Here is a 24,115-nt window from a genome sequence, read left to right on the forward strand (position 1 = left end):
AATCGGGTCGGATTCTTTTCAAGAATCCGGGTGCGTCGAGCCGGGGGGCGAAAAAAAAGAAACAGGGCGGGGAAAATCCCCGCCCTGCGTTTGGTTCTGCGTTGCTTACTCTGCCGCCATCGGTGCCTGCGCGAGGTTGCGCAGGACGTAGTGCAGCACGCCGCCGTGTTCGACATATTCGATCTCGATCGCCGTATCGATCCGGCACTTGAGGGTGATCTCCTTCGTCGAGCTGTCTTTATAGGTGATCGTGCAAGGCACTTCGGCCTGCGGCTTGATGTCGTCCAGACCGTGGATCGAGACCTCTTCGTCGCCGGTGAGTTCCAGCGTCTTGCGGGTGTCGCCGCCAGTGAACTCGAACGGGATGACGCCCATGCCGACGAGGTTCGAGCGGTGGATGCGCTCGAAATTCTCGGCGATCACGGCCTTGACGCCCAGAAGCGCGGTGCCCTTGGCGGCCCAGTCGCGGCTGGAGCCCGCGCCGTATTGCTCGCCACCGAAGATCACCAGCGGTGTGCCTTGCTCCTGGTAGGCCATGGCCGCGTCGTAGATCGACGTCTCCTTGCCGTCGGGGCCCTTGGTGTAGCCGCCTTCGACGCCATCCAGCATCTCGTTCTTGATGCGGATGTTGGCGAAGGTGCCGCGCATCATGACCTCGTGGTTGCCGCGGCGCGAGCCGTAGGAGTTGAACTCGCGCACCGGAACCTGGCGTTCGCGCAGGTATTGCCCGGCGGGGGTGGTTTCCTTGAAGGAGCCCGCGGGCGAAATGTGGTCGGTGGTGACCATGTCGCCCAAGAGCGCCAGAACACGGGCACCCTCGATGTTTGAAATCGTGCCGGGGTCCTTGCTCATGCCCTGGAAGTAGGGCGGGTTCTGGACGTAGGTCGATTGCGGCGGCCAGTCGTAGGTTTCGGCGTCGGAGGTCTCGACCTCCTGCCATTTCTCGTCGCCCTTGAAGACGTCGGCGTATTTGGACTGGAACGCCTCGCGGGTGACGGTCTTTTCGACCAGCTCGGCGATTTCGCTTTGCGACGGCCAGATATCCTTGAGGTAGACGTCGTTGCCGTCCTTGTCCTGGCCCAGCGGGTCGTTGGCGATGTCGACGTTCATGTCGCCCACCAGCGCGTAGGCCACCACCAGCGGCGGTGAGGCGAGGTAGTTGGCGCGCACGTCGGGAGAAATGCGGCCCTCGAAGTTGCGGTTGCCCGAGAGCACCGACACGCCGATCAGGTCGTTGTCGTTGATCGACTTCGATATCGGTTCGGCCAGCGGGCCGGAGTTGCCGATGCAGGTGGTGCAGCCATAGCCCACGAGGTTGAAGCCGATGGCGTCGAGATCGTCCTGAAGCCCGGCGGCCTCGAGGTAGTGCGACACCACCTGGGAGCCCGGCGCGAGCGAGGTCTTGACCCAGGGCTTGCGGGTGAGGCCCAGTTCGTGCGCCTTGCGGGCCACGAGGCCGGCGCCGATCATCACGTAGGGGTTGGAGGTGTTGGTGCAAGAGGTGATCGAGGCGATCACCACCGAGCCGTCATGCAACTGGTGGCTGTTGCCGTCCTCGTCGGTGTAGAAGCCCATCCTGTGATGACCTTCGTTGCCGGGGATGTCGCGCGGCTCGGGTGCGCCGCCTTCGCCTTCCCAGCGGGCCTCGGTGTCGGCGCTGGCATCCTTGCCTTCGCGGATTCCCTTGACGTAGGCGTGGAAGGCCGTCGCGGCCTTGTCGAGGGCGATATAGTCCTGCGGGCGCTTGGGGCCGGAGATGGCGGGCACGATGGTGCCCATGTCGAGATGCAGCGTGTCGGTGTAGACCGGGTTGTAATCCGGCCCGCGCCAGAAGCCGTTTTCCTTGGCGTAGGTTTCGACCAGCGCGATGCGGTCCTCGTCACGGCCGGTCTGACGCAGGTAGCGCAGGGTCTCGTCGTCGATCGGGAAGAAGCCGCAGGTGGCGCCATATTCGGGGGCCATGTTGGCGATGGTGGCGCGGTCGGCGAGCGGCAGGGTGTCGAGCCCGTCGCCGTAGAATTCGACGAACTTGCCGACGACGCCCTTCTCGCGCAGCATTTCCACGACCTTGAGCACGAGGTCGGTGCCGGTGGTGCCTTCGACCATCTTGCCGGAAAGCTCGAAACCGACGACCTCGGGGATGAGCATCGAGATCGGCTGGCCCAGCATGGCGGCCTCGGCCTCGATCCCGCCGACGCCCCAGCCGAGCACGGCGGCGCCGTTGACCATGGTGGTGTGGCTGTCTGTGCCCACGAGCGTGTCGGGATAGGCGACGGTTTCGCCGTTCTGGTCCTCGTCGGTCCAGACGGTTTGCGCCAGATATTCAAGGTTCACCTGGTGGCAGATGCCGGTGCCCGGTGGCACGACGCGGAAGTTGTTGAAGGCACCCTGGCCCCATTTCAGGAACTGGTAGCGTTCCATGTTCCGCTCGTACTCGCGGTCGACGTTCATCTGGAAGGCGCGGGGGTTGCCGAATTCGTCGATCATGACCGAGTGGTCGATCACCAGGTCGACGGGATTGAGCGGGTTGATCTTCTGCGCGTCGCCGCCCAGTTCCTTGATTCCGTCACGCATCGCGGCGAGGTCCACCACGGCGGGGACGCCGGTGAAATCCTGCATCAGCACGCGGGCGGGCCGGTAGGAAAGTTCGCGCGTGCCCTTGCCGCCTTCCTTGGCCCAGTCGGAGAATGCCTTGATGTCGTCGGTGGTGACGGTCTTGCCGTCCTCGAAGCGCAGCATGTTTTCCAGCACCACCTTGAGCGCGGCGGGCAGCTTGGAGAAATCGCCAAGGCCCGCCTCTTCGGCGGCGGCGATGGAATAGTAGGCGACGGAGGTGTCGCCGACCTTCAGGGTCTTGCGGGTCTTGGAGCTGTCGTGACCGACGGTGATGGGCATCTGGATATCCTTTCACGTATGAAGGCAGGATTGTCTGGCTTGCTTCTGACCGAAACCGGGGAGTCGTTCAAGAGGGGCAGGCAATTATTGTATACTATTGCACACAATTTGTGAATGTTACAGTTTTCACGCGACTCTCTCGAAACCTTGATTGGCAGTTTCATGCCGGGATGAATACTCAGAAGCGACGTCACGAACAACGAAGTAGAGCGCCAGACATGGATTTCAGCAAAGTGTTCACGGGGGCTGCGGCCCTTGTGCTGTTTTTCGCGGCACCGGTGGCGGCACAGGATACGGGCCGCCCCGTGGTGGTGGAATTGTTCACCAGCCAGGGCTGCTCGTCCTGCCCCGAGGCGGACAAGTTCTTTCACAAGCTGGCGAAGCATGAAGACGTGATCGCGCTGTCGTTGCACGTGGATTACTGGGATTATATCGGCTGGAAGGACAGTTTCGCGAGCCCCGCGCATACCAAGCGGCAGAGGGCCTATGCCAAGACGGCGGAGCGGAACGTGATCTATACCCCGCAGATGGTGATCAACGGGGCCGACGACGTGGTTGGCAACCGGCCCATGGATGTGGTGGACGTGATCGACCGGCACCGGCGGCTGCCGCAAACGGTGGACATGGACCTGACGCGTCAGGGCGATAGCGTGGTGGTCGAGGCAGAGCCCCTTGCAGAACTTGACGGGCCGCTGACGGTGCAGCTGGTGCGGTTCCAACCGGAAAATACGGTGCATATCAAGCGCGGCGAGAACGCGGGCCGGACGATCACCTATGCCAACGTGGTGACCGAGATGCGGAGCCTGGGTGACTGGGACGGTTCCGCGCCGTTGCGCGTAAAGGCCGAGGCCACGGGCGATGCGCCGGTGGCGGTGTTGTTGCAGAACAAGGGCGGCGCCGGGTTGATCGAAGCGGCGGCGGTTCTGGAATAGGGTTGACGGTTGGGGCGTGGTGGGTTTTCACCCACCCTACGCGGGATAGGTGCGCGCCGGTTCATGGTCATTCAGAGGCGCGAGGTCCCGGATCAAGTCCGGGACAGGGGGGCACGGCTTCATCCGATCGCTTGGACCAGCGCGGGCAACTCTCCCAAATCCTTCACCTTTCGATATCGCGTGGCGTCCTCGGGCGCGTCGTCGACTTCGTAGCCCCAGGTGAGGTCGTGGGGGACGTGCACGCCCCAGCCGCCGGCGGCGATCACCGGGTTCACGTCGGAACGCAGGGAATTGCCGGCCATCAGCGCGCGAGACGCGCCGTCGCCGTGGCGGTCGAAGATGCGGGTGTAGACGTCCGGCGTCTTGTCTGACACGATCTCGACCGCGTCGAAAAGATCCCCCAGCCCGGACTGGGCCAGCTTGCGCTCCTGATCGAGAAGGTCGCCCTTGGTCACCAGCAGCACGCGGTGGGTGCCCGCCACCGCCTCGACCGCATCGCGGGCGTGGGGCAGAAGCTCGATGGGATGTTCCAGCATCTCGCGCCCCGCCGCGATCAGTTCGGAAATGACCGAGGCGGGCACGCGGCCGTCTGTCACGTCGATGGCGGTTTCGATCATCGACAGGGTAAAGCCCTTGATGCCGAATCCGTAATGTCCGAGGTTGCGTTTCTCGGCGGCCAGCAGATGCTCGGCAAGGTGGGGCCCTTCGACGTAATCGCGCAGGAGATCGGCGAATCTGTCCTGGGTCAGCTTGAAGAACCGTTCGTTGTGCCAGAGCGTGTCGTCGGCATCGAATGCGATTGTCGTGATATTTTGTGCCATTGCGACCTTTGCCCCGGTTGCGCCCCCTTTTCAGACGCACTCTGGAAGTTATATAAAACGCTCACGAAATGCCATACGCGCAACGGGGATCGATGCAGCACCAGGTGATCATGTCGGGCAAGGACGATGACGGCGACGGCGATGCCGCCGTGGTCGTCGATACCAAGCCCAAGACGAAGCGGCCGCCACTTTACAAGGTGTTGCTGCTGAACGACGATTACACGCCGATGGAATTCGTCGTGGCGGTGCTGGAGCGATTCTTCGGCATGAATCACGCACAGGCGTTCGAGATCATGCTGACCGTGCACAAGAAGGGTGTCGCGGTCGTGGGCGTATTCAGCCACGAGATCGCGGAGACCAAGGTGGGGCAGGTGATGGATTTCGCCCGGCGCCACCAGCATCCGCTGCAATGCACCATGGAAAAGGAATAGGGTGAGCACGGCATCGCGCCTGTCGCTGGCCGTGGAGGATGGCATGATCGCGTGGCCCGAGGGCGCGCGGGTGGCCGTGTTCGCGCCGCGCACCGGCGCGGATCTGTCGGCGCTGCCCAAGGACCGTACCCAGATCATCACGCGCCTCCGGCCGGATTGGGAGGCGTTTCAGGCTGACGGTTGGGACTGTGTGCTGGAGGCCGAGGGGCGGTATGGCGCGGCGGTGGTCTTTGCCACGCGCGCCAAGGCATTGTGCCAGGGGCTGATTGCCGAGGCCGCAAGTGTCAGCGACGGGATCGTGGTGGTGGACGGGGCCAAGACGGACGGGATCGAATCGATCCTGAAAGCCTGTCGCAAGCGCGCCGAGGTGTCGGCGCCGCTGTCGAAGGCGCATGGCAAGCTGTTCAGCATCGAGGCAGGGGCCGATTTTTCCGACTGGGCGCTAGCGGAACGCGGGACGGTCGAAGAGGGTGGCAGGACATTCGTCACCGCGCCGGGGGTTTTCTCGGCCGACGGGGTGGACCCGGCGTCGCGGCAGCTGGCCGACGCCCTGCCCGAGAAGCTGGGTGCGCAAGTGGTCGACCTTGGGGCCGGCTGGGGGTACCTGGCGCATCACGTTCTGAGCCGTGAGAGCGTGCAGGCGCTGCATCTGGTCGAGGCCGATCACGTCGCGCTGGACTGTGCGCGCCAGAACGTGGGTGACGCGCGGGCCGTGTTTCACTGGGCCGATGCGCTGAACTGGTCCGCGCCGGGGCCGATGGATGCCGTGGTGATGAACCCGCCCTTTCATATCGGGCGGGCCAGCGACCCCGAGCTGGGACGTGCCTTTATACGGGCGGCGGCGCGGATGCTGAGCCCGCGCGGGCAGCTTTACATGGTGGCCAACCGGCATCTGCCCTACGAGGGTGATCTGGCCGCCAATTTCGGCGACGTGCGCGAGATTGGCGGCGATACCCGGTTCAAGATCGTTCAGGCGGCACGACCGTCTCGCACCCGCGGCTGAGTTGCGCTAACAAGGTCCGACGGGCCATCAGGGAGAGATCGAGCCATGTCCTTTTCGATACAGGGAAAGACCGCCATCGTGACAGGCGCGGCCAGTGGCGTGGGTCTCGCCATCGGGCGGCATTTCGTCGACAAGGGCGCGAACGTGATGTTCGCCGACACGAACGAGAAGCTGCTGAAGCACGAGCTGGGCGAGAACGAGGACGGCGCGAACAAACGCTGGTACGCGGGGGACCTGCGCGAAAAGCTGACGCTGGCCAACCTGTTGTCGGCGACGATCGACGCCTACGAGGACGTGGATGTGCTGGTGAACGCCTCGCGGCAGATGCTGCCGTCGGATCCGCTCAACCCCGATGACGACGCGGTGGAGCAGCTTTGGAACCAGAACCTGATGACCGCGCTGCGGCTGAGCCAGCTGGTGGCGAAGCGGATGATCAAGCAGGCCGAGGGCCGCGACGAGGGACCGGTGGGTTCGATCGTGAACCTGTCGTCGATTGCCGGGCGGCGGACGCATCCCGACCTTTTGGGCTATTCCATCGCCTCGGCGGCGGTGGACCAGATGACGCGCAGCCTGGCGGTGGCGCTGGCGCCGCACCGGATCCGGGTGAACGCGGTGGCCTTCGGCTCGGTGATGAGCGCGTCGTTGCAGGACACGTTGCGCGACAACAAGACCTATCGCGAGGATATCGAGGCCCATACACCGCTGGGGCGTATCGCGGCGCCGAACGAGATGGCCGAGGCGGTACAGTACCTCGCCTGCGACGGATCGAGCTTCATGACGGGGCAGATCATGACGGTGGATGGCGGGCGGTCGCTGCTTGACCCGGTGTCGGCGCCCGCACACTGATGGGCCCGCTCGGACGCCCGCCGGGGCGGTCTTGCTGAAGGAAGTACCATGACAGACATGACAGAGCAGAAAAGCCGCGCAGCGACATGGTTTCACCAGTTGCGCGATGAGATCGTCGCGGCCTTCGAGGGGCTGGAGGACAGCCACGCGAGCGGCCCGCTGTCGGAGGCGGACGCGGGGCGGTTCGAGGTGAAACCCACCCGGCGCACCAGCGAGGACGGCTCGGACGCGGGCGGCGGGCTGATGAGCGTGATGCGCGGCGGGCGCGTGTTCGAGAAGGTGGGCGTCAACGTCTCGGAAGTGTTCGGCCAGCTGGGAGAGCAGGCACAGAAGGCCATGGCGGCGCGGGGCGTGCCGGGGATGGAAAACGATCCCAGTTTTTGGGCCAGTGGCATTAGCCTCGTGGCCCATATGCAGAACCCGCATGTGCCGGCGGTGCACATGAACACGCGGATGTTCTGGACACCGCACGCCTGGTGGTTCGGGGGCGGATCGGACCTGAACCCGTGCATCGAGTATGACGAGGATACCGCGCATTTCCACGGCCAGCAGAAGGCGCATCTGGATCCGCACGGAACGGATATCTATCCGGCGCTGAAGACCTGGGCGGACGAATATTTCTATATCCCGCACCGCCACCGGGCGCGGGGCGTGGGCGGCATTTTCATGGATGATCGCAATACCGGCGACTGGGAGGCGGATTTCGCCCTGACCCAGGATATCGGGCGAGCCTTCCTGAAAGCGTATCTGCCGCTGGTGCAAAAGCGCCGCGCGCAGGACTGGAGCGACGCCGACAAGGAGGTGCAGCTGGTGCATCGCGGGCTTTATGCCGAGTACAACCTCGTCTACGACCGGGGCACCAAATTCGGGCTGGCCACGGGCCATGATGCCGATGCCGTCCTGATGAGCCTGCCGCCAGTGGCGAAGTGGACCTGAGCGCCGGAAGAGAAGAATGCCTTCGGCAAGACTACTTCGGGCAGGAAAAAGCGCGGGTCAGAGGAAGCTGGCAAACGGGATGTAGGTGACCGGGTCGCCGGGATTGACCGTGGCGGCGCCGTCTGGCAGTTCGACGAGCCCCTCGGCCCAGCTGAGTCCGCTGATGCGCCCGGAGCCTTCGGATTTGAACACCTCCGCCTGCCCATCGGTGACACGGGCGCGCAGATACTCGCGGCGGCCGGGTTTCTTGGACTTCGAGAAGCCGGCGGGCAGGACAAAGGTTTGCGCGCGTTTCCAGCCCTCGCCCGAGAGCAGGCCCATGGCGGGGCGGGCGAAGATCAGCGTGCAGACCAGCGCGGCGACCGGGTTGCCCGGAAGGCCGAAGACCGGGGTCCCGTTCCAGAGGCCAAGCGCCAGTGGGCGACCCGGCTTGACCGCGATGCGCCATTGGGACATCGCGCCGGCCTCGTTCAGCAGAGCCGAGACATGGTCTTCGTCGCCCGCCGAAGCGCCGCCGGAGGTGAGGATCACATCGGCCTGCTTTGCGCCGCGGTCGAGTGTGGCGCGTAGCGTCTCGCGGTCGTCGGGCACGCGGCCCAGATCGACGGGGGTGAACCCGAAGCGTTCGATGAGGCCCAGGAGCATGGGGCGGTTGGCGTCGAAGATCTGGCCCGGTGCGGCGGTGGCGCCCGGCTCGACCAGTTCGTCGCCGGTGGAGAGGACGGCAACGCGCAGGCGGGCATATACCGGGAGGTCGGTATTGTTGGTGGCCGACAGGAGGGCGAGGTCGGCGGGAGTGAGCCTGCGACCCTTGCGAAGGATCGTATCGCCCGCCTGTACGTCCTCGCCCGCCTTGCGGGTGTTGGCGCCGCGCTTGATGCCGGGGCGGAAGGCGATGGCGGTGTCGCTGGCGGTGACGTCCTCTTGCAGGATCACGGTGTCGACGCCCTGCGGCAGGGCGGCGCCGGTGAGAATGCGGATGGCATGGCCGGGGGGCACGATGCCCTCGAAGGCCATGCCTGCGGCGGCGCGACCGGGGATGAGGGGCAGGGTCTGGTTGCCCTCGGTCAGGCTGGCATGGGCAAAGCCGTAGCCGTCGACCGCGGTGTTGGGCAGGGGCGGGTTGGCCCGTCTGGCGGTGACGTTGGCGGCGAGGATAAGGTTCAGGGCCTGGTCCAGCGACACGGTTTCGGTCGCGACGACCGGGTGGAGCCGGTCGCGCAGCAGGGCCAGCGCGTCGTCGACCGGGGTCCAGTCGACGCCGGCGGGCAGCGCAAAGCAGTCGTCACGCAGGGGCGGGGGGCGAAGTGTATCGTCGGCGGCGGCCATCAGCGTTTCCTCGTGTCCGAGCCCCATGATCCAGCCTTCGACCGGGGCGGTGACGTCCAGCATGGCGGCCAGGGCGTCGGGGTGCAAGCGGGCGACGGCGCGGGCCAGCAGGCGGACCTGGTGAGCGTCGCGGATGCCGCCCCGCGCCTCGGCCCGCTTGACGATCGGGTTGATGAGGCCGGGCCAGATTTCGACGAGGGCAACGAGCTTGTCGAGGGGCTCGAAGGGCCAGGCGGCGATGAGGTCGGGGAAGCGCTGGCGCAGGCGGTGCAGGATGGGCAGGCCGGTGAGGACCTGGCCGCCCACCGCGCCCGCGCCAGAGAGTTGCCAGCAGGTGAAGCTGCCTTTGGCCTCCCGTTCGACCGCGCGGCGGTCGGGGAAGGGATTGTGATAGCTTTGCTTGGTGCGCGGCAGGCCGGGGACATCGTGACCGGGGCGGCCATTGCCCCAGAACGGGCCGGTGCCGTTGCCGAGAGCGCGGTTCACTCGCCCCGCCACGTCGAAGCGGTTGTTGGCTTTGGGAGTGTCGGTGACGTGATCGGCCAGCCATGCCCAGACGGCGAAGGGATCGTCGGCGCCGGTGAAGGCGCGGGAGAAACCGGCGGGATAGGCGAAAGGGAAATCGAGGCCGATGAAAAGGCGGCGATTGGCGGCTGTCTCGGTTTCGATGAGAGCGGCGAGGATCGCCTCGGCGTCCACACGATTGCGAATGTAACGCGGCTCGGTATCGATCCCGTCACGGGTGATCCCGAGCCATATGGCGTCTTTCCGGGGGCGTGTGCCGGTGTCGTTGCCGCCGGACCAGTCGACGATCGCGACCGTGTCGTACGGCGTCACAAGCCGACCTGCCCCAGGATGAAATCGGCGATGGCTTTGGTGTCGTCGAGGTCGAAGACCGGGCGGTCGAGGTCGAGAGGTGTGTCGCTGGCCACGGCGCGGATCGTCTGGTCATCGGTCGCGATCAGCGGGTTGCCGGTGACGGCTCGGTGCGCCTCGACCTTGGGATGCGCGTCGCGCTTGTAGCCTTCTATGAGGACGAGATCGACGGGTGCGAGTTTGGACAGGAGTGTGTCGAGGGACGGTTCGTCCTCGTCGCGCAGTTCGTGCATCAGGGCAAAGCGGTTGCGCGAGGCCAGCAGCACCTCGGTCGCGCCGGCGACGCGGTGGCGGTGACTGTCCTTACCGGGGTGGTCGACGTCGAAGCGGTGATGGGCGTGCTTGACGGTGGAGACGGAGAAGCCGCGACCGGAGATTTCGGTCACGAGCCGTTCCATCAGGCCGGTCTTGCCGGCGTTCTTCCACCCTACGACACCGTACAGTTTCATGCCTGATCTTTCATCATGTCCTGCGCCCGCGCCAGATCTTCGGGCGTGTTCACGTTGAAGAACGGATCGCCGGGGATGTCAAACAGCGCCTCGCGGCCGCCATGCTTTTCGGTCCAGAGGACGACCTTTCGCAGGCCGTCTTGCAAGGCGGCGCGCAGGTCGTCGCGCAGGGCCACGGGCCAGAGGCCGAAAGTGGGGTGGCGGATGAGGCCGGAGCGGGACATGGACTTGGTTTTCTCGTCCGCGCCGCGCGGGGTGGCGGCGAGGACCAAGGGGTGGGGCATGTCCTTTGCCGTCTCGGCGAGGTGGGCGACGAGAGCCTTGGGGAAAAATGGCGTGTCTGCTGCGACGGTGGCGATGGTCTCCGCGCCTTGGGTCGCGGCCCAATCCAGACCGGCCAGCACACCCACGAGAGGCCCCGGAAAATCCGGCAGGGGGTCGGGCAGGACGGGTAGGCCGAGATTCGCGAAGCGTTCCGGATCGCCGTTGGCGTTCAGGGCCATGCCGGAAACCTGCGGACCGAGGCGGGCGATGACCTGATCGAGGATCGTGCCGTCGCCCAAGGGCAAAAGGCCCTTGTCGCCGCCGCCCATCCGGGTGGCGAGGCCACCTGCGAGGATCACGCCCAAGGGTTTGCTCATGCGTCGGCGCTTTTGCGGCGGTGTTTCTTGTCCTCATCGGGGATCGAGGCCGGGTCTGCATCGCGTACCAGACGTTCCTCGCCCGCAAGGCAGACGAACCGGCGGCCACGCATCCGGCCGATGAGGGTGAGACCGACCTCGCGGGCGATCTCGACCCCCCAGGCGGTGAAGCCGGAGCGGGAGGCGAGGGCTGGGATGCCCATGAGCGCGGTCTTGATGACCATTTCCGATGTCAGCCGCCCGGTGGTGTAGAGCAGCTTGTCGTCGGGAGAGACACCTTCGGACAGCATCCAGCCGGCGATCTTGTCGACGGCGTTGTGGCGGCCGACATCCTCCATGTAGACCAGCGGACGGTCACCCTGGCAGAGGACGGTGCCGTGGATCGCTCCGGCCTCGAGATAGAGCGACGGCGTGCGGTTGATCGTCGCCGACAGCGCGTAGAGGTCCGAGGTCTTGACCCGCAGGTCGGGCAGGGTCGTGTCCTCCAGCCCCTCCATCATGTCGCCGAAGACGGTGCCCACGGCACAGCCGGAGGTGCGGGTCTTTTTCTTGAGCTTTTCCTCGTAGGTGGTTTCGCCATCGGTGCGCACCACGACGGTTTCGAGATCCTCGTCATAGTCGACGCCCTTTACCGTCTCGCCGTCCTTGAGCATCCCCTGGTTCCGCAGGAAGCCGAGAGCGAGATAGTCGGGATAGTCGCCGATGGTCATGGCCGTGACGATCTCCTGCCCGTTGAGGAAGATGGTCAGCGGGCGCTCCTCGACCACCGCGATGCTGGTGGGAGTGCCGTCATGGTCCACCCCGTCCACGGTCCGCGTCAGGCGCGGCGCCTTGGGGTCGGGGGCGATGATGTACGCGTTCAGATTGTCGGTCTTCGCCAATTGCGATCCCCCCAATTGCAGGATAGGCACTTTTGTACAGATGCTAACTTAGGGCGTCGGGATGACAACGGAAACCGACAAGTCGATTTTCTTCAAAGGGGTACGCGATGCGGCCCCCTTTGTTTTGGTCGTGTCGCCCTTTGCCACGCTCTTTGGCGTGGTCGCGACCGAGGCCGGGCTGAACGTGCTGGAGGCGCTGACCTTTTCCTTTGCGGTGATCGCCGGGGCGGCTCAGTTCACGGCACTGCAGCTGATGGTGGATCAGGCGCCGGTGATCCTGGTGCTGGCCTCGGCGTTGGCGGTGAACCTGCGGATGGCGATGTATTCCGCCGCGCTGACGCCGTACCTGGGCGGGGCGCCGCTGTGGCACCGGGCGCTGGCGGCGTATTTTATCGTCGACCAGAGCTATGCGCTCGCCTCGATCCGTTATGAACAGAACCGGCAATGGAGCCTGCGCCAGAAGCTGATCTATTTCTGGGGGACGGTCGTGCCCGTCTGTCCGTTCTGGTACCTGTTCACGGTGGTCGGTGCCGTTCTGGGCACGTCGATTCCCGAGTGGATGGCGCTGGATTTCGCGGTGCCGATCACGTTCATCGCGCTGATCATGCCGATGTTGCGGACGCGGGCGCATCTGGCCGCGGCGCTGGTGTCGGTGGTGGGAGCGTTGGTCTTTGCCTTTCTGCCCTATAACCTTGGCCTGTTCGTGGCGGGGATCCTGGCGATGATGACAGGCGCCGAGATCGAGCGGCGGACGCAGCCGGAGGGGGGCGCGTGATGGACAGCGTAACCATCTGGACCGTGATCATCCTGCTGGGGCTGGGCAGTTATGCGCTGCGTTTTTTCTTTATCGGGATCGTGGGGGACAGGCCGATGCCGCCCTGGCTTTTGCGGCACCTGCGCTATACCGCGGTCGCGATCCTGCCCGGGCTGGTGGCACCGCTGGTCCTGTGGCCCGCGGCGACGGAGGGAGAGATGGACCCCGCGCGACTGACAGCGGCGGCGGTGACTGTCGTGGTGGGCGGATGGACGCGGAACATCATCGCGGCGATCCTTGCGGGCGGCGCCGCCCTTTACTTGATGCTGTACCTGGTGGGGTGACGCGGCGGACGAGGGCCGGGGCATTGCTGCAAAGCAAAACGCCCCCTCGGTTTCCCGGGGGGCGTCGGATTTCTGTCGGTTGGCCGATGCGCGGCCTAGATGTTGATCATCGCCAGCAGGATAAGAAAGATGATGGAGCCGGCCGCGACGTAGGCCGACGCCTTCAGAAAGCCCTCGAAGGTCTTTTCCTGAACCCTGATATCCATTTCACCGTGCTTGTGTTCGTTGGCCATGATCCCGATCCTCGTGTGCGGTTGTCACTGTTCGCGTCTGGATAACGGATTCCGATCCGGCTGTCACGGCCCGGAACGTCGCAGTCAGGCTGACGTTTCCAGGTCCTGCGCCAGGCGGAACCCGATGCGCACCGGCTCGGCGGTCTCGGGCGGTTTGGGCAGGGCGCGGAGCATGACGCCAAGCTGGCTGACATGCTGGATGAGCTGGGTCTTGGCGCCCGACGGATCGGAGCCGTAGAAGGTGACGATGTCGGGGTCGAAATAGCCCATGCCCTCGATTCGCAGGGTGCCGGGGCCGCCGCCGGCGAAGCCCATGGCGACCTCGTGTTCGTTATCGAGCGTCTTCTCGAAATTCTGGATATAGAGAATCAGCCGCTCGTAGGCCCATTTCGCGGGGCTTTTTTCGGCCAGGGCCTGTTTGTCGGCCAGTTTCTCGGGCACTTCGGTGCAGGGGGTGTCGGGATCGGCGTGCACCTCGTGACAGCGGGCGAGGACCGCGCCCTCGATCCGTTCGGCGGTGGTGTCGATCTTTTCATCCATGCCGGTCTAGTCCTTCGTCTGCCAGAGCCACGCGCCATCGTCGCTGAGGGTGCGCGTGATGCGGCCAGCCTGATGCAGGTGGTTGAGATGTGCAACCGCTTCGACCAGGGCAAGCCCGTAGGTGCCGCCGTCGATCTTGCGCTTGAAGAGCGGGGGGAAGCATTGGGCGGCGGTGCGGGGCGTGGCGAGGTGCTTTTCCAGCCGCTTGAGCGCGCCGTGGTGATTTTCGGCCAGTTGGCGCATTCGGGTGGGCAGCCCGGTGAAGGGCAGCTTGTGACCCGACAGGACCAGCTGATCGGGGCGGGCGAGGGCCGAGAGACGCTCGCAACTTTCCAGCCATTCGCCGATGGGATCGGCCTCGGGCTCGGTCGGATAGACGCCGATATTGGGGCTGATGGACGAGATGATCTGGTCGCCCGCGATCACAAGCGCGTCGTCGCGCGACCAGAGCGTGAGGTGCTCGGGTGCGTGGCCGTAGCCCACATGGATATCCCAGGCGCGGCCGCCGGCGGTGAGCGTGCCGCCCTGTTGCAGGCGGGTGTAGCCCACCGGGATCGGCGCGCAGGTGTCGGCAAAATTGAAGGGGCGGTCGTTCTTGCGGGCCTCGAAGATGTCCGTGTCCATGCCCGCGCGGCGCCAGTATTCGAGCGCCTGCGGTGTGGGGCGATCCTCGACGTCGAGGATCAGCATCCGGGCCATCAGGTAGGCGGTGCGGGTCATCAGGAGTTCCGCGCCGAAGCGGTCCATCAGCCAGCCCGCCATGCCGATATGGTCGGGGTGGTGGTGGGTGAGGATCACGCGGGAGACCGGCTTGCCTTGCAGCGGCCCGGCCAGCACGTCCTGCCAAAGCGCGATGGAGCGTTTGGTGCGCACGCCGGTGTCGACGATGGTCCAGCTGTCGCCCTCGTCCAGCGCGTAGATGTTGACGTGATCCAGCGCCATGGGCAGGGGCAGGCGGATCCACAGGATGCCGGGCGCGACCTCGACGGCCGCACCATGCTCGGGCGCTTCGTCCCAGGGGGTGGTGATCTTGCTTCCGTCGGCCATCAGGCGGCGAAGTCTTCTGGTGCAAGCGCGTAGAGGTCGTCGGCCCCGGCGGTGGCGTGGGCGATATGGGCCTGCGCCTCGGGCAGGATGCGGGTGATGTAGAACCGCGCGAGACGTTTGCGGGTGCCATCGGTGTCGTGCATCGCGGCCAGCAGGTGCGCGTGGCCACCAAGGACGCGCGCGAAGGCCCGCAGGAAGGGCACAGCCCCGGCGAAACGGTTGTTCATGTCGTTCTGGGCGACCATCCACTCCGTCGCCTCGCGCAGGGATTCGGTGGCCTGCCAGACCGGCTCGGCCAGCTCGGGATGCTTGGCGCGGGCGGCTTCGGCGGTGCTTTCGATCTCGTCGAGGATGGCATAGGCGGCCTCGCCCCCGTCCATCAGCTTGCGGCCCACGAGGTCCATCGCCTGGATGCCGTTGGTGCCTTCGTAGATGGCCGTCACACGGACGTCGCGCAGGTATTGGGCGGCGCCGGTTTCCTCGATGAAGCCCATGCCGCCGTGCAGTTGGATGCCCATGTTGGCAACGGATATGCCGGTGTAGGTGCCGAACGCCTTGGCGATGGGCGTCAGGAACGCGGCGCGCGCGGCCCAGTCGGGCGCTGCGGTGGCGGTTTCCATGTCGATGGCGGCGGCGCAGGTGAGCGCGATGGCGCGGGCGGCGAAAGTCTCGGCCTTCATCGTGGCCAGCATCCGGCGCACGTTGGCGTGGTCGATGATGGTGCCGGTGCCGTTCTCTATCGTGCTGCGGCCCTGCTTGCGCTCCTGGGCGTAGGCCAGCGCGTGTTGATAGGCACCTTCGGCCACGCCGACACCCTGCGTGCCGACACCGAGGCGGGCGTTGTTCATCATGGTGAACATGGCGCGCATCCCATCATGTTCCTCGCCCACCAGCCAGCCGGTGGCACCGTCATACTGCATTACCGCGGTGGGGCTGCCATGCAGGCCCATCTTGTGTTCGAGGCTGACGACCTTGAGATCGTTGGCGCGGCCCGGTTCGCCGTTCTCGTCGGGGATGAATTTCGGCACGAGAAACAGGCTGATGCCCTTGGTGCCCGGCTTGGCATCGGGCAGGCGGGCCAGCACGAGGTGGCAGACATTGGGGGTGAAATCGTTGTCGCCCCAGCTGATATAGATCTTCTGGCCGGTGATGGCGTAGGTGCCATCACCGTTGGGCACGGCCCTGGTGGTGAGCGCGCCCACGTCGCTGCCGGCCTGAGCCTCGGTCAGGTTCATGGTGCCGGTCCATTCGCCGCTGACAAGCTTGGGCAGGTAGGTCTGCTTGAGCGCGTCGCTGGCGTGGTGTTCCAGCGCCTCGATCTGACCCTGGGTCATCAGGGGGCTGAGTTGCAGGGACAGGCAGGCGGCGGACATCATGTCGTTCACGGCTGTGGTGACCACCATGGGCAGGCCCATGCCGCCATGCTCGGGGTCGGCGGCGATGGCGACCCAGCCGCCCTCGGCAATGGCCTTGTAGCCTTCGGCATAGCCGGGGCTGGTGCGCACGACGCCGTTTTCCAGCCGGGCTGGGTGCAGGTCGCCGGGGCGTTGCAGGGGGGCCAGAACCTCTTCGCACAGCTTGCCGGCTTCGGACAGGATCGCGGCGGTCACGTCCGGCGTCGCCTCGGCAAAGCGGTCGGTGGCTCTTACGCGATCAAGGCCGACCACGTGATCGAACAGGAACTGGAAATCCTCGACAGGGGCGCGGTAGGGCATCGGTATCTCCCAAATGGCGATGGGCGGCACGGCTTGGCATCCGGCACGCGCATCTGTAACTGTGTCGTGGGTCTTGGGGCAACTCTATTGCAAAGGCCCGATACGGCAATCAGAACGCGGCGTCAGACCGGCCATGACACTTGAGACACGACACCTGGCCGCGGATGCGGGCGGCTACGCGCAGGCGGCGGGGGTCTGGCGTGACGGCGGGCTTGTCGCCTTTCCGACCGAGACGGTCTACGGCCTTGGCGCCGATGCGCGGAACGACCGGGCGGTGGCGCGGATCTTCGAGGCCAAGGGACGGCCCCGGTTCAATCCGCTGATCGTGCACGTCCCGGACGCGGAGGCCGCGAAGGCGCTGGTGGACTGGTCGGATGCGGCGGAAATCCTCGGCTCGGCCTTCTGGCCCGGTGCGCTGACGCTGGTGTTGCCGATCAAGGATGACGCCGGGCTGTCTCCGTTGGTCACGGCGGAGTTGCCGACGCTGGCGGTTCGGGTGCCGGCACACCCGGTGGCGCAAGCGCTGCTAAGAGCGTTCGGCGGGCCGGTGGCGGCGCCCTCGGCCAACCCCTCGGGGCGGATCAGCCCGACCGAGGCGGCGCATGTGGCGGCGGGCCTGTCGGGCCGGATTGAGGCGATCGTCGAGGGCGGGGCCTGCGAGGTGGGGCTGGAATCGACGATCCTGGGGCTGGAGGGGGCACCGACCCTGCTGCGGCCCGGAGGTATTCCGGCAGAGGCGATCGAGGCCGCTCTGGGCGCGCCGCTGGGGCGGCATGACGCGGGCGGAACGCTGACCGCGCCGGGGCAAATGGTGTCGCATTACGCGCCCGGGGCGGCGGTCAGGCTGAACGCGACGGTGGCCGACGAGGGCGAACTGTTCCTGGGGTTCGGGCCGATGGACTGCGATCTGAACCTGTCGCCCACCGGCGACCTGGTGGAGGCTGCGGCGAACCTCTTTGCTGCGCTTCACCGGCTGGATGCGAAGGGCGCGGCGGGCATTGCCGTGGCGCCGATACCCGAGACCGGGCTGGGCCGGGCGATCAACGACCGTCTGCGCCGCGCGGCGGCCCCGCGCGACGTGATCACTTGAACGGCTGAAAGAGTTACTGGCAGCGCTTTTCGGCTTCTTCCAGGGCGGCGGTGTAGCCCAGAAGCGAGAACGTGTCCTTGGTGACCGTGCCGCGCCCGGACCGCGCGGTCAGCACTGCATCGGCGCCACGCTTCATCGCCGCGATGATCTTGGCATCGTCGGCGGCACTTGCCGGCCAGGCCCACTCGCCCTCGGTGAACATCTCGAACTCGGTGCCGCCGATATTGACGTTCACTGTCGAGCCGCCCGCGAAGGGGTAACCGCCGGTAAAGGTGATCTGGCCCTGCACCCCGGCCCCGGGGCGGAAAAAGGTCATCAGCAGGATGTCGCCACGGCGCACGGCGACAACGCGCCCATCCTTTGTGTTCACCGTTTCGGTGGGTGAACTGACGGCCCAGCACTCTTTCGGGTCGGCGTCTTCAAAGACGCTCCAGGCGGTTTTCGCGGCGACCTGGTTGGTGCTCTCTTCTTGTGCGGTTGCGGTCGTCGCGCCCATGGCCAGAAGGGCCGCGGCGGCGCCGAATGCTTTCAATGATCCCATTTGTCCAGCCTCCAAGCTGTCCTTTAGCCTCAATCGTCCCTGGCCGCACCCATTCCCTGGTGGAATTTTCTGCACGTGCAGCCATTTCATTCTCGACATTGCAACACTAGCCTGAAACACGCGAGACATGAAAGGTGCAATTGGCGAATTTTCGCCGCAGGAATGACGCGCCGAGACGACCTGCCTGACGACCGGAGACCCCAAGTGACCAATGCCGTTCCTCTGACCGAAATCTGGCGTGGAGACATCGTGGAAAGCCTGCATCTGGGCCATGCCGTGATCTGCAACGGCGCGGGCGAAGTGATCGAGGGCTGGGGCGATTCGGATGCCATGATCTATCCGCGCAGCTCTGCCAAGATGATCCAGGCGATGCCGCTGGTGGACAGTGGCGCGGCGGATGCGTTCGGGTTGACCCAGCAGCAGCTGGCGCTGGCCTGCGCATCGCACCAGGGGGCGGCGGTGCACACGGATGCGGTGAACGACTGGATCCACGGGTTGGGCCTGAGCGACGACGATTTCCGCTGCGGGCCGCAGATGCCGCAGGACCGCGCCGCGTTCAACCACCTGATCAAGACCGACGGATCGCCCTGCCAGGTGCACAACAACTGTTCGGGCAAGCATGCCGGGTTCATAACCCTGTCGAAGCACCTGAACGGCGGGCCCGAATACGTGGACCCGGACCACCCGGTGCAGCGCGCCTGTTTCGAGGCGTTCGAGGAACTGACCGGGGAGCGGAGCCCGGGCTTTGCCCCGGACGGGTGCAATGCGCCCAATTCGATCACCACGATGCGGGGGATCGGCCAGGCGATGGGCTGGTTCGCCAATGCGACCGAAGGTGGTGGCAAGCGACAGGATGCGGCGGTGCGGCTGCGCGATGCGATGATCGCCAACCCGCTGCTGGTCGCCGGGGAAAAACGCGCCTGTACCGAGCTGATGAAGGCCTGTCACGAGCCCGTGGCGCTGAAGACCGGGGCGGAGGGGTTTTTCGTGGCCATTGCGCCGACGAAGAAGCTGGGGATCGCGCTGAAGGCGGCGGATGGCAGCACGCGGGCGGCCAATTGCACCATCGCGGCGCTGCTGGTGCGGATCGGGGTGCTGGAGGCAGACCATCCGGCGACCCTGAAATTCATGAACGCGCCGATCCTGAACCGCCGCAAGGTGCGGACCGGCATCGTGAAGCCGGTCGCTGGGTTGCTGCCCTGAGTCGTTCAAGGTCGCGTTGATGCAGTCGTGCGCGGGCTGACGGGTTTCTGCCGAAAGCCCGGTACGCGATGCGCTGCTTTCCGCACCGCCGCGATAGCCTGCCCATTGGCGGCAGACCGGCGCCGAGTCGAAAGCGCTGTTTGGGCCTCTTTCCGCGAGATGGACGACCCCTTGCGCCGGATCTCTTCCGGGAGGGACGGTGTGTGGTCATGTTGAGGGTCCGCGGGCAGCAGAGCCCCGGACAACCTGAACCCACAAAAGGGAACCAAAGATGACCAAGACACTTTCCGCAGCAACCTTCGCGCTTGCCCTGACCGTTCCGGCCATGGCGATGGCACTCGATGCCGATACCGACGGCGATGGCATGGTCACGATGGAAGAATTCCAGGCCGCGATGCCCGACGCGCCCGCGGGCACGTTCGAGCAGCTGGATTCGGATACCGACGGGCTGCTGAGCGAAGACGAGATCGCCGCAGGCCAGGAGGCCGGCATCCTGCCCGCCTAAGCTGCGACGCGGCCAATGGGAGCGCGCGGTGCTTCCCCCATCCTTTCCGCGCGCTTCCGCCTGATACCGGAGCGTTCTTCGATAATGCTTCGGTCGCGGCACGGGCCGAAGGCGGGCACCATTCCCCAGATGTTTTCATCGGTGTCCCTCCTTGCCTTCGAGACCGAATACGGCTTGCCCGTGCCGCACCTTTCCCGCAATCTGGTCCGTGTTCTCAGGGCGGGGTGAAACTCCCCACCGGCGGTAAGCGGCATGTCATGCCGTAAGCCCGCGAGCGCATCGGGGGTGCCCTGCATCCCCCTTGGTCAAGCAGACCTGGTGCAATTCCAGGGCCGACGGTCACAGTCCGGATGGAAGAGAACGCCGGGAAAGGGCACCGCCCATGGTGCCCCTTGGGTGGGCTGCCACCTTTCCTGTCGTGCTGCGCCTTGGGTGAACGTGTCGCGATACGGAAAGGAGACCTGCAATGACACACACCCGTTACGCTTTTATCAAGGCCAACTGGCATGCCGAGATCGTGGATCAGGCCCTGAGGGGGTTCTGCGAGGCGATGCCGGCGGAGGATGTGGACGTATTCGATGTACCGGGGGCGTTCGAGATGCCGCTCCTGGCACGGGACCTGGCGCGGTCAGGGCGATATGGCGTCGTGGTGGCGGCGGCGCTGGTGGTGGATGGGGGAATCTATCGCCATGACTTTGTGGCGCAGGCCGTCGTGGACGGGCTGATGCGGGCCGGCATGGATGCGGATGTGCCGGTGCTGTCGGTGTCGCTGACCCCGCACCAGTTTCACGAGACGGCGCATCACATCGGGATCTTCAAGGCGCACTTCAGAGAAAAGGGGCAAGAGGCGGCCCGCGCGGCACTGATGATCGGCAGGACGCGGGCCGGGCTGGCGGCCTAGCCGAGATAGTCGCGCAGGACGGGCGGCGGGTTGTCCAGCAACTCGCCGGTCGGGCGCGGTGCGTGGGCGGTGCCCTCGGCGACGAGAACGGCCTGTGCCGTGATGCGACGGGCATCTTCCGGTGCGTGCGATATCATCAGGAGGGTCGCGCCGGTTTCGCGGGCGATCTCGGCCACGAGGTCGAGCATTTCCATTCGCAAGGCGGGACCAAGAGCAGCGAAGGGTTCGTCCAGCAACAACAGCGGTTTGTCCTGAAGCATGACGCGAGCCAGTGCGGCCCGGCTGCGCTGGCCGCCCGAGAGCGCGCCGGGTTTGCGGGTGGCCATGCCGGCAAGGCCGACCCGGTCCAGTGCTTCGGTGACGCGGGTCTTGTCGTGGGCGGACAGGCGCAGGTTGGGCGACAGGCCCAGCCCGACATTCTGCGCAAGTGTCAGGTGCGGAAAGAGGTTGTCCTCCTGGAAAAGCATGGCGACGGGGCGGGCGCCCGGGGGCTGGTCGGTGATGTCGGTGCCGTCCCAGCTGATGCGGCCCTGCGCGACTGGCAAAAAGCCCGCGATCCCTTCGATCAGGGTGGACTTGCCCGCCCCCGACGGGCCGATCACGGCAACGGTCGCGCCGCCGGATATGGTGAGGTCGGCGGCGAGCGTGAAGCTGCCGTTGCGGATATGTGCGGCGTCAAGTTTCAGCATGGCGATGACCCCCGCGATCAAGCAGCCAGAAGACCGCGAAGGACAGGATCAGGAGCAGGAAGGAAGCGGCGGCGGCGGCTTCCATCTGGTAGGAGCCCATGAGGCGGTAGACCTGTAGCGGCAGGGTGGCCACGTTCGGGTCGGCAAAGAGCGTGATGACGCCGAGATCGCCCATCGAGAGGGCTGCCGCAAGACCGGCGGCAAAGCCGATCTGCGCGCGCAGGCGGGGCAGCAGGACATGGCGCAGGAAGGGCAGCCCGGCCATGCCGAGCGAGAGGCCGAGGCGGCCCTGGCGCGACACGATATCGCGGGCGCGGGGGACGAGAATGCGCAGGGCGAAGGGCAGCACGGTGATGGCGTTGACCAGCGCCGTGACGGGCAGGGCGAAGTCCTGCGGGTTGGCGTAGGGGCGGATCGCGATGAAGAGCCCGGTGCCGATGACCAGTGGCGAGGCGGCGAGGCCCAGAAGGCCCGCGATTTCCACCATACGCCCCCGTTCTGTGGCGATGGCGGCGGTCATCGGCAGCGCCATGCAGAGCAGCAGGACCGTGCTGAGCGCGGCGACGCCGAGCGAGGTTGCTGCTGCCGTCCAGACCTGGCGCGGCATGTCGGCAAATCCGGGCAGGCCCGACAGCGCGATGGCCATGAGCGGCACCAGCAGGAAGAGTGCCGCGACACCGATGAACAGCGCGTCAACCCACCGTGCGGTGATCGTTTTTCCGTCGAACCGGCGCAAACCGCGATCGAGGCCCGAGCCGAACCCTTCGCCGCGCGCCAGCCAGAGGGCGATGCCACCGGCAAAAACCGTCAGGCCAAGCTGCACGGCGGAGAGGAGCGCGGCCCGCCCAAGGTCGAAGTCAAACCTGAACGCCTGGTAAATGGCGAGTTCTATCGTGGTGGCCCGCGGCCCGCCGCCGAGGGTGAGGGCGACGGCGAAGCTGGTGAGGCAGATGGCGAAGATCACGGTGAAGGCGCCGGGGATCAGGCGCAGGAGCATCGGCATTTCGATCACGCGGAACATCGCCCAGCCGTCGATGCCCAGCAGGGCGGCCAGGCGGAAACGCTCGGCGGGAATCTCCTGCCAGCCTTGCAGGACAAGGCGGGTGGCCAGCGGCAGGTTGAAGAACACATGCGCGAGGACGACGCCGTGCAGACCGTAGATCTGCACCGGGGGCAGGCCGAGCGTGCCCAGGGCCGCGCTGACCCAGCCGCCACGACCGAAGACCTCGATCAGGCCCAGCACGGCGACGATCACCGGCAGGATGAACGGGGCGCCCAGCAGCGCGATCAGCAGGCTGCGGCCCCGGAACCGGCGGCGGGCGAGGGCGCGGGCCACAGGGATGGCCAGCAGCACGGAAAACAAGGCCGAGAGCGTGGCCTGCACCAGTGTGAAGCGAAGCGCCGCCCAGTCGGCGGCGTTGAAGCCGCGGCCGGTTTCGGCGCGCAGGGCAACGGCCAGCAGCGCGCCGAAGATGAGTGCCGCCACGAGGGCGGCGGCGCTCCATCCCGGTCTGGCACTTAGCGGCTGAGCGCGTTCAGCCATTCATCGAGCGCATCGTCGCGGGTGGCGGCGGCCTCTTCGGCGCTGAGAAGCAGGGATTTTTCCGGCTGGATCAGGGTATCGAACCCGTCGGGCAGGCCCCCCTCAAGCTCCTTGGCGGGGTACATCCAGTTGGTCGTCGGGATGACGGACTGGAAGTCCTGGGTCAACATGAATGCGAGGAACTGGTCGGCCAGGTCGGGCTGGTCGGTCGAAGCCAGTTTGCCGGCCACTTCGACCTGCATGTAATGGCCTTCGTCGAAGGCGGCGGCGGTCTTGCTGTCGTCCTCCTCGGCGATCAGGTGATAGGCGGGCGAGGTGGTGTAGGAGAGCACCATGTCGGCCTCGCCTTCGAGGAAGAGGCCGTAGGCTTCGGTCCAGCCCTTGGTGACGGTGATGATGTTGTCCGAGAGCCCCTCCCAGATTTGCGGGGCCTCGTCGCCATAGGCGGTCTTGACCCACATCAGCAGGCCGAGACCGGGGGTGGAGGAGCGGGGATCCTGAATGACGATGGAGGTGTCGCTGTCGGCCAGGGCCTTGAAATTGCTGGGCGCTTCCATGTCTTTGTCATGGACGAAGGCGAAGTAGCCCCAGTCGTAGGGCAGGAACACCGGGTCGTCCCAGGTGATCGGCAGATCGAGGTCCGGGGACTGTCCGTGCTCGGCGAAAAGGCCGGTGTCCTTGGCTGCGGCGATCAGGTTGGTGTCGAGGCCGAGGACGATGTCGGCGTCGGTGTTTTCACCCTCGAGCCGGACACGGGCCAAGAGGGCGGCGCCGTCCTCGACGCCGACGAGGTTGAGGTCGCAGTTGCAGGTGGCCTCGAACGCCTTTTCGATTTGGGGGCCGGGGCCCCATTCGGCGACGAAACTGTCATAGGTGTAGACGGTCAGTTCGGGCGTCTCGCCTGTCTCTTGGGCCACGGCGGTCGTGGCGGTGAGCAGACATCCCGCAGTGAAAACAAGGCGTTTCATGG

25 protein-coding genes and 1 riboswitch are annotated in these 24,115 nt (G+C 66.0%); of the genes, 11 read left to right on the forward strand and 14 right to left on the reverse strand.

What is annotated here, in order from left to right; genetic code table 11:
* Nucleotides 1–105: 105 nt before the first annotated feature.
* Complete coding sequence (gene acnA / locus RBB31_RS19410; RefSeq protein ID WP_306130904.1) at nt 106–2,895, reverse strand: aconitate hydratase AcnA; 2,790 nt, start codon at nt 2,893–2,895, stop codon at nt 106–108.
* A gap of 218 nt (nt 2,896–3,113) precedes the next feature.
* Between acnA and RBB31_RS19415 the strand changes: the two genes are divergently transcribed.
* A complete protein-coding gene (locus RBB31_RS19415; protein ID WP_306130905.1) occupies nt 3,114–3,827 on the forward strand; it encodes a thioredoxin family protein in 714 nt (237 codons plus the stop codon).
* Nucleotides 3,828–3,946: 119 nt separating this feature from the next.
* Here the strand turns inward: RBB31_RS19415 and RBB31_RS19420 are convergent, their stop codons facing one another.
* Nucleotides 3,947–4,648, reverse strand: coding sequence for an HAD family hydrolase (locus RBB31_RS19420; protein WP_306130906.1), 702 nt, complete (start codon nt 4,646–4,648; stop codon nt 3,947–3,949).
* 92 nt (nt 4,649–4,740) lie between these two features.
* Between RBB31_RS19420 and clpS the strand changes: the two genes are divergently transcribed.
* The 4 genes from clpS to hemF are packed head-to-tail and all read left to right on the forward strand — an operon-like array spanning nt 4,741 to nt 7,864.
* Nucleotides 4,741–5,079, forward strand: coding sequence for an ATP-dependent Clp protease adapter ClpS (clpS, locus tag RBB31_RS19425; RefSeq protein WP_103763109.1), 339 nt, complete (start codon nt 4,741–4,743; stop codon nt 5,077–5,079).
* 43 nt (nt 5,080–5,122) lie between these two features.
* A complete protein-coding gene (locus RBB31_RS19430) occupies nt 5,123–6,082 on the forward strand; it encodes a class I SAM-dependent methyltransferase (protein ID WP_306130937.1) in 960 nt (319 codons plus the stop codon).
* A 45-nt stretch (nt 6,083–6,127) separates the two neighbouring features.
* Nucleotides 6,128–6,928, forward strand: a complete 801-nt coding sequence (locus RBB31_RS19435; RefSeq protein WP_306130907.1) for an SDR family NAD(P)-dependent oxidoreductase — start codon at nt 6,128–6,130, stop codon at nt 6,926–6,928.
* A 48-nt stretch (nt 6,929–6,976) separates the two neighbouring features.
* Complete coding sequence (gene hemF / locus RBB31_RS19440; RefSeq protein ID WP_306130908.1) at nt 6,977–7,864, forward strand: oxygen-dependent coproporphyrinogen oxidase; 888 nt, start codon at nt 6,977–6,979, stop codon at nt 7,862–7,864.
* A gap of 57 nt (nt 7,865–7,921) precedes the next feature.
* On the opposite strand, the gene glp is transcribed toward hemF, so the two are convergent.
* From glp to fdhD, 4 genes are read right to left on the reverse strand one after another with little or no spacing between them, the layout of a single operon-like run.
* Nucleotides 7,922–10,030 (reverse strand): gephyrin-like molybdotransferase Glp, encoded by a 2,109-nt coding sequence (glp, locus tag RBB31_RS19445; RefSeq protein WP_306130909.1) that lies wholly within the window; start codon nt 10,028–10,030, stop codon nt 7,922–7,924.
* Nucleotides 10,027–10,518, reverse strand: coding sequence for a molybdopterin-guanine dinucleotide biosynthesis protein B (gene mobB / locus RBB31_RS19450; protein WP_306130910.1), 492 nt, complete (start codon nt 10,516–10,518; stop codon nt 10,027–10,029). The genes glp and mobB overlap by 4 nt, the downstream gene beginning before the upstream one ends.
* A complete protein-coding gene (gene mobA / locus RBB31_RS19455) occupies nt 10,515–11,159 on the reverse strand; it encodes a molybdenum cofactor guanylyltransferase MobA (RefSeq protein ID WP_306130911.1) in 645 nt (214 codons plus the stop codon). The genes mobB and mobA overlap by 4 nt, the downstream gene beginning before the upstream one ends.
* On the reverse strand, nt 11,156–12,040 hold the full coding sequence (fdhD, locus tag RBB31_RS19460) for a formate dehydrogenase accessory sulfurtransferase FdhD (RefSeq protein WP_306130912.1): 885 nt from the start codon (nt 12,038–12,040) through the stop codon (nt 11,156–11,158). Before fdhD ends, mobA begins: the two co-directional genes overlap by 4 nt.
* A 61-nt stretch (nt 12,041–12,101) precedes the next feature.
* On the opposite strand from fdhD, the gene RBB31_RS19465 reads away from it, so the two are divergent.
* Together RBB31_RS19465 and RBB31_RS19470 are read left to right on the forward strand one after the other, a co-directional pair.
* On the forward strand, nt 12,102–12,815 hold the full coding sequence (locus RBB31_RS19465) for an AzlC family ABC transporter permease (protein ID WP_306130913.1): 714 nt from the start codon (nt 12,102–12,104) through the stop codon (nt 12,813–12,815).
* Nucleotides 12,815–13,138, forward strand: coding sequence for an AzlD domain-containing protein (locus RBB31_RS19470; protein ID WP_306130914.1), 324 nt, complete (start codon nt 12,815–12,817; stop codon nt 13,136–13,138). Before RBB31_RS19465 ends, RBB31_RS19470 begins: the two co-directional genes overlap by 1 nt.
* A gap of 95 nt (nt 13,139–13,233) precedes the next feature.
* On the opposite strand, the gene RBB31_RS19475 is transcribed toward RBB31_RS19470, so the two are convergent.
* The 4 genes from RBB31_RS19475 to RBB31_RS19490 all read right to left on the reverse strand — a co-directional run bounded on the left by RBB31_RS19475 (nt 13,234) and on the right by RBB31_RS19490 (nt 16,673).
* Nucleotides 13,234–13,371: an aa3-type cytochrome c oxidase subunit IV gene (locus RBB31_RS19475; RefSeq protein ID WP_306130915.1), complete on the reverse strand. Its 138-nt coding sequence runs from the start codon at nt 13,369–13,371 to the stop codon at nt 13,234–13,236.
* 84 nt (nt 13,372–13,455) lie between these two features.
* Nucleotides 13,456–13,911 carry a hypothetical protein gene (locus RBB31_RS19480; protein WP_306130916.1) on the reverse strand — a complete coding sequence of 152 codons (456 nt, stop codon included), beginning with the start codon at nt 13,909–13,911 and terminating at the stop codon, nt 13,456–13,458.
* A 6-nt stretch (nt 13,912–13,917) separates the two neighbouring features.
* Nucleotides 13,918–14,958: an MBL fold metallo-hydrolase gene (locus RBB31_RS19485; protein WP_306130917.1), complete on the reverse strand. Its 1,041-nt coding sequence runs from the start codon at nt 14,956–14,958 to the stop codon at nt 13,918–13,920.
* On the reverse strand, nt 14,958–16,673 hold the full coding sequence (locus RBB31_RS19490) for an acyl-CoA dehydrogenase (protein ID WP_306130918.1): 1,716 nt from the start codon (nt 16,671–16,673) through the stop codon (nt 14,958–14,960). The genes RBB31_RS19485 and RBB31_RS19490 overlap by 1 nt, the downstream gene beginning before the upstream one ends.
* Nucleotides 16,674–16,806: 133 nt before the next feature.
* Here RBB31_RS19490 and RBB31_RS19495 point away from each other — a divergent pair, with 133 nt between their 5' ends.
* Nucleotides 16,807–17,763: an L-threonylcarbamoyladenylate synthase gene (locus RBB31_RS19495; protein WP_306130919.1), complete on the forward strand. Its 957-nt coding sequence runs from the start codon at nt 16,807–16,809 to the stop codon at nt 17,761–17,763.
* 13 nt (nt 17,764–17,776) lie between these two features.
* Here RBB31_RS19495 and RBB31_RS19500 read toward each other — a convergent pair whose 3' ends face one another.
* Nucleotides 17,777–18,304 (reverse strand): invasion associated locus B family protein, encoded by a 528-nt coding sequence (locus RBB31_RS19500; RefSeq protein ID WP_371931352.1) that lies wholly within the window; start codon nt 18,302–18,304, stop codon nt 17,777–17,779.
* Nucleotides 18,305–18,508: 204 nt separating this feature from the next.
* Between RBB31_RS19500 and RBB31_RS19505 the strand changes: the two genes are divergently transcribed.
* The 3 genes from RBB31_RS19505 to RBB31_RS19515 all read left to right on the forward strand — a co-directional run bounded on the left by RBB31_RS19505 (nt 18,509) and on the right by RBB31_RS19515 (nt 20,913).
* Entirely contained in the window at nt 18,509–19,507 is a 999-nt protein-coding gene (locus RBB31_RS19505) for an asparaginase (RefSeq protein WP_306130920.1), read from the forward strand.
* Between the two features lie 271 nt (nt 19,508–19,778).
* Nucleotides 19,779–20,012, forward strand: coding sequence for an EF-hand domain-containing protein (locus tag RBB31_RS19510; protein WP_306130921.1), 234 nt, complete (start codon nt 19,779–19,781; stop codon nt 20,010–20,012).
* 206 nt (nt 20,013–20,218) lie between these two features.
* Nucleotides 20,219–20,378, forward strand: a riboswitch (FMN riboswitch).
* 100 nt (nt 20,379–20,478) lie between these two features.
* Nucleotides 20,479–20,913: a 6,7-dimethyl-8-ribityllumazine synthase gene (locus tag RBB31_RS19515; protein ID WP_306130922.1), complete on the forward strand. Its 435-nt coding sequence runs from the start codon at nt 20,479–20,481 to the stop codon at nt 20,911–20,913.
* On the opposite strand, the gene RBB31_RS19520 is transcribed toward RBB31_RS19515, so the two are convergent.
* The 3 genes from RBB31_RS19520 to thiB are packed head-to-tail and all read right to left on the reverse strand — an operon-like array spanning nt 20,910 to nt 24,113.
* Nucleotides 20,910–21,602 carry an ATP-binding cassette domain-containing protein gene (locus RBB31_RS19520; RefSeq protein WP_306130923.1) on the reverse strand — a complete coding sequence of 231 codons (693 nt, stop codon included), beginning with the start codon at nt 21,600–21,602 and terminating at the stop codon, nt 20,910–20,912. The genes RBB31_RS19515 and RBB31_RS19520 overlap by 4 nt on opposite strands.
* A complete protein-coding gene (locus tag RBB31_RS19525; protein ID WP_306130924.1) occupies nt 21,589–23,145 on the reverse strand; it encodes a thiamine/thiamine pyrophosphate ABC transporter permease ThiP in 1,557 nt (518 codons plus the stop codon). The genes RBB31_RS19520 and RBB31_RS19525 overlap by 14 nt, the downstream gene beginning before the upstream one ends.
* Complete coding sequence (gene thiB / locus RBB31_RS19530; protein ID WP_306130925.1) at nt 23,121–24,113, reverse strand: thiamine ABC transporter substrate binding subunit; 993 nt, start codon at nt 24,111–24,113, stop codon at nt 23,121–23,123. Before thiB ends, RBB31_RS19525 begins: the two co-directional genes overlap by 25 nt.
* Nucleotides 24,114–24,115 lie beyond the last annotated feature (2 nt).

The organism is Roseovarius sp. MMSF_3350, assembly GCF_030733425.1.
Taxonomy (GTDB): Bacteria; Pseudomonadota; Alphaproteobacteria; order Rhodobacterales; family Rhodobacteraceae; genus Roseovarius.

What these genes read in the sequence shown, in the direction of transcription:
- acnA (WP_306130904.1), bottom strand. Translation starts at nt 2,895, where the DNA reads ATGCCCATCACCGTCGGTCACGACAGCTCCAAGACCCGCAAGACCCTG.
- RBB31_RS19415 (WP_306130905.1), top strand. Translation starts at nt 3,114, where the DNA reads ATGGATTTCAGCAAAGTGTTCACGGGGGCTGCGGCCCTTGTGCTGTTT.
- RBB31_RS19420 (WP_306130906.1), bottom strand. Translation starts at nt 4,648, where the DNA reads ATGGCACAAAATATCACGACAATCGCATTCGATGCCGACGACACGCTC.
- clpS (WP_103763109.1), top strand. Translation starts at nt 4,741, where the DNA reads ATGCAGCACCAGGTGATCATGTCGGGCAAGGACGATGACGGCGACGGC.
- RBB31_RS19430 (WP_306130937.1), top strand. Translation starts at nt 5,123, where the DNA reads ATGATCGCGTGGCCCGAGGGCGCGCGGGTGGCCGTGTTCGCGCCGCGC.
- RBB31_RS19435 (WP_306130907.1), top strand. Translation starts at nt 6,128, where the DNA reads ATGTCCTTTTCGATACAGGGAAAGACCGCCATCGTGACAGGCGCGGCC.
- hemF (WP_306130908.1), top strand. Translation starts at nt 6,977, where the DNA reads ATGACAGACATGACAGAGCAGAAAAGCCGCGCAGCGACATGGTTTCAC.
- mobB (WP_306130910.1), bottom strand. Translation starts at nt 10,518, where the DNA reads ATGAAACTGTACGGTGTCGTAGGGTGGAAGAACGCCGGCAAGACCGGC.
- mobA (WP_306130911.1), bottom strand. Translation starts at nt 11,159, where the DNA reads ATGAGCAAACCCTTGGGCGTGATCCTCGCAGGTGGCCTCGCCACCCGG.
- RBB31_RS19465 (WP_306130913.1), top strand. Translation starts at nt 12,102, where the DNA reads ATGACAACGGAAACCGACAAGTCGATTTTCTTCAAAGGGGTACGCGAT.
- RBB31_RS19470 (WP_306130914.1), top strand. Translation starts at nt 12,815, where the DNA reads ATGGACAGCGTAACCATCTGGACCGTGATCATCCTGCTGGGGCTGGGC.
- RBB31_RS19475 (WP_306130915.1), bottom strand. Translation starts at nt 13,371, where the DNA reads ATGGCCAACGAACACAAGCACGGTGAAATGGATATCAGGGTTCAGGAA.
- RBB31_RS19480 (WP_306130916.1), bottom strand. Translation starts at nt 13,911, where the DNA reads ATGGATGAAAAGATCGACACCACCGCCGAACGGATCGAGGGCGCGGTC.
- RBB31_RS19485 (WP_306130917.1), bottom strand. Translation starts at nt 14,958, where the DNA reads ATGGCCGACGGAAGCAAGATCACCACCCCCTGGGACGAAGCGCCCGAG.
- RBB31_RS19490 (WP_306130918.1), bottom strand. Translation starts at nt 16,673, where the DNA reads ATGCCCTACCGCGCCCCTGTCGAGGATTTCCAGTTCCTGTTCGATCAC.
- RBB31_RS19495 (WP_306130919.1), top strand. Translation starts at nt 16,807, where the DNA reads ATGACACTTGAGACACGACACCTGGCCGCGGATGCGGGCGGCTACGCG.
- RBB31_RS19500 (WP_371931352.1), bottom strand. Translation starts at nt 18,304, where the DNA reads ATGGGATCATTGAAAGCATTCGGCGCCGCCGCGGCCCTTCTGGCCATG.
- RBB31_RS19510 (WP_306130921.1), top strand. Translation starts at nt 19,779, where the DNA reads ATGACCAAGACACTTTCCGCAGCAACCTTCGCGCTTGCCCTGACCGTT.
- RBB31_RS19515 (WP_306130922.1), top strand. Translation starts at nt 20,479, where the DNA reads ATGACACACACCCGTTACGCTTTTATCAAGGCCAACTGGCATGCCGAG.
- RBB31_RS19520 (WP_306130923.1), bottom strand. Translation starts at nt 21,602, where the DNA reads ATGCTGAAACTTGACGCCGCACATATCCGCAACGGCAGCTTCACGCTC.
- RBB31_RS19525 (WP_306130924.1), bottom strand. Translation starts at nt 23,145, where the DNA reads ATGGCTGAACGCGCTCAGCCGCTAAGTGCCAGACCGGGATGGAGCGCC.
- thiB (WP_306130925.1), bottom strand. Translation starts at nt 24,113, where the DNA reads ATGAAACGCCTTGTTTTCACTGCGGGATGTCTGCTCACCGCCACGACC.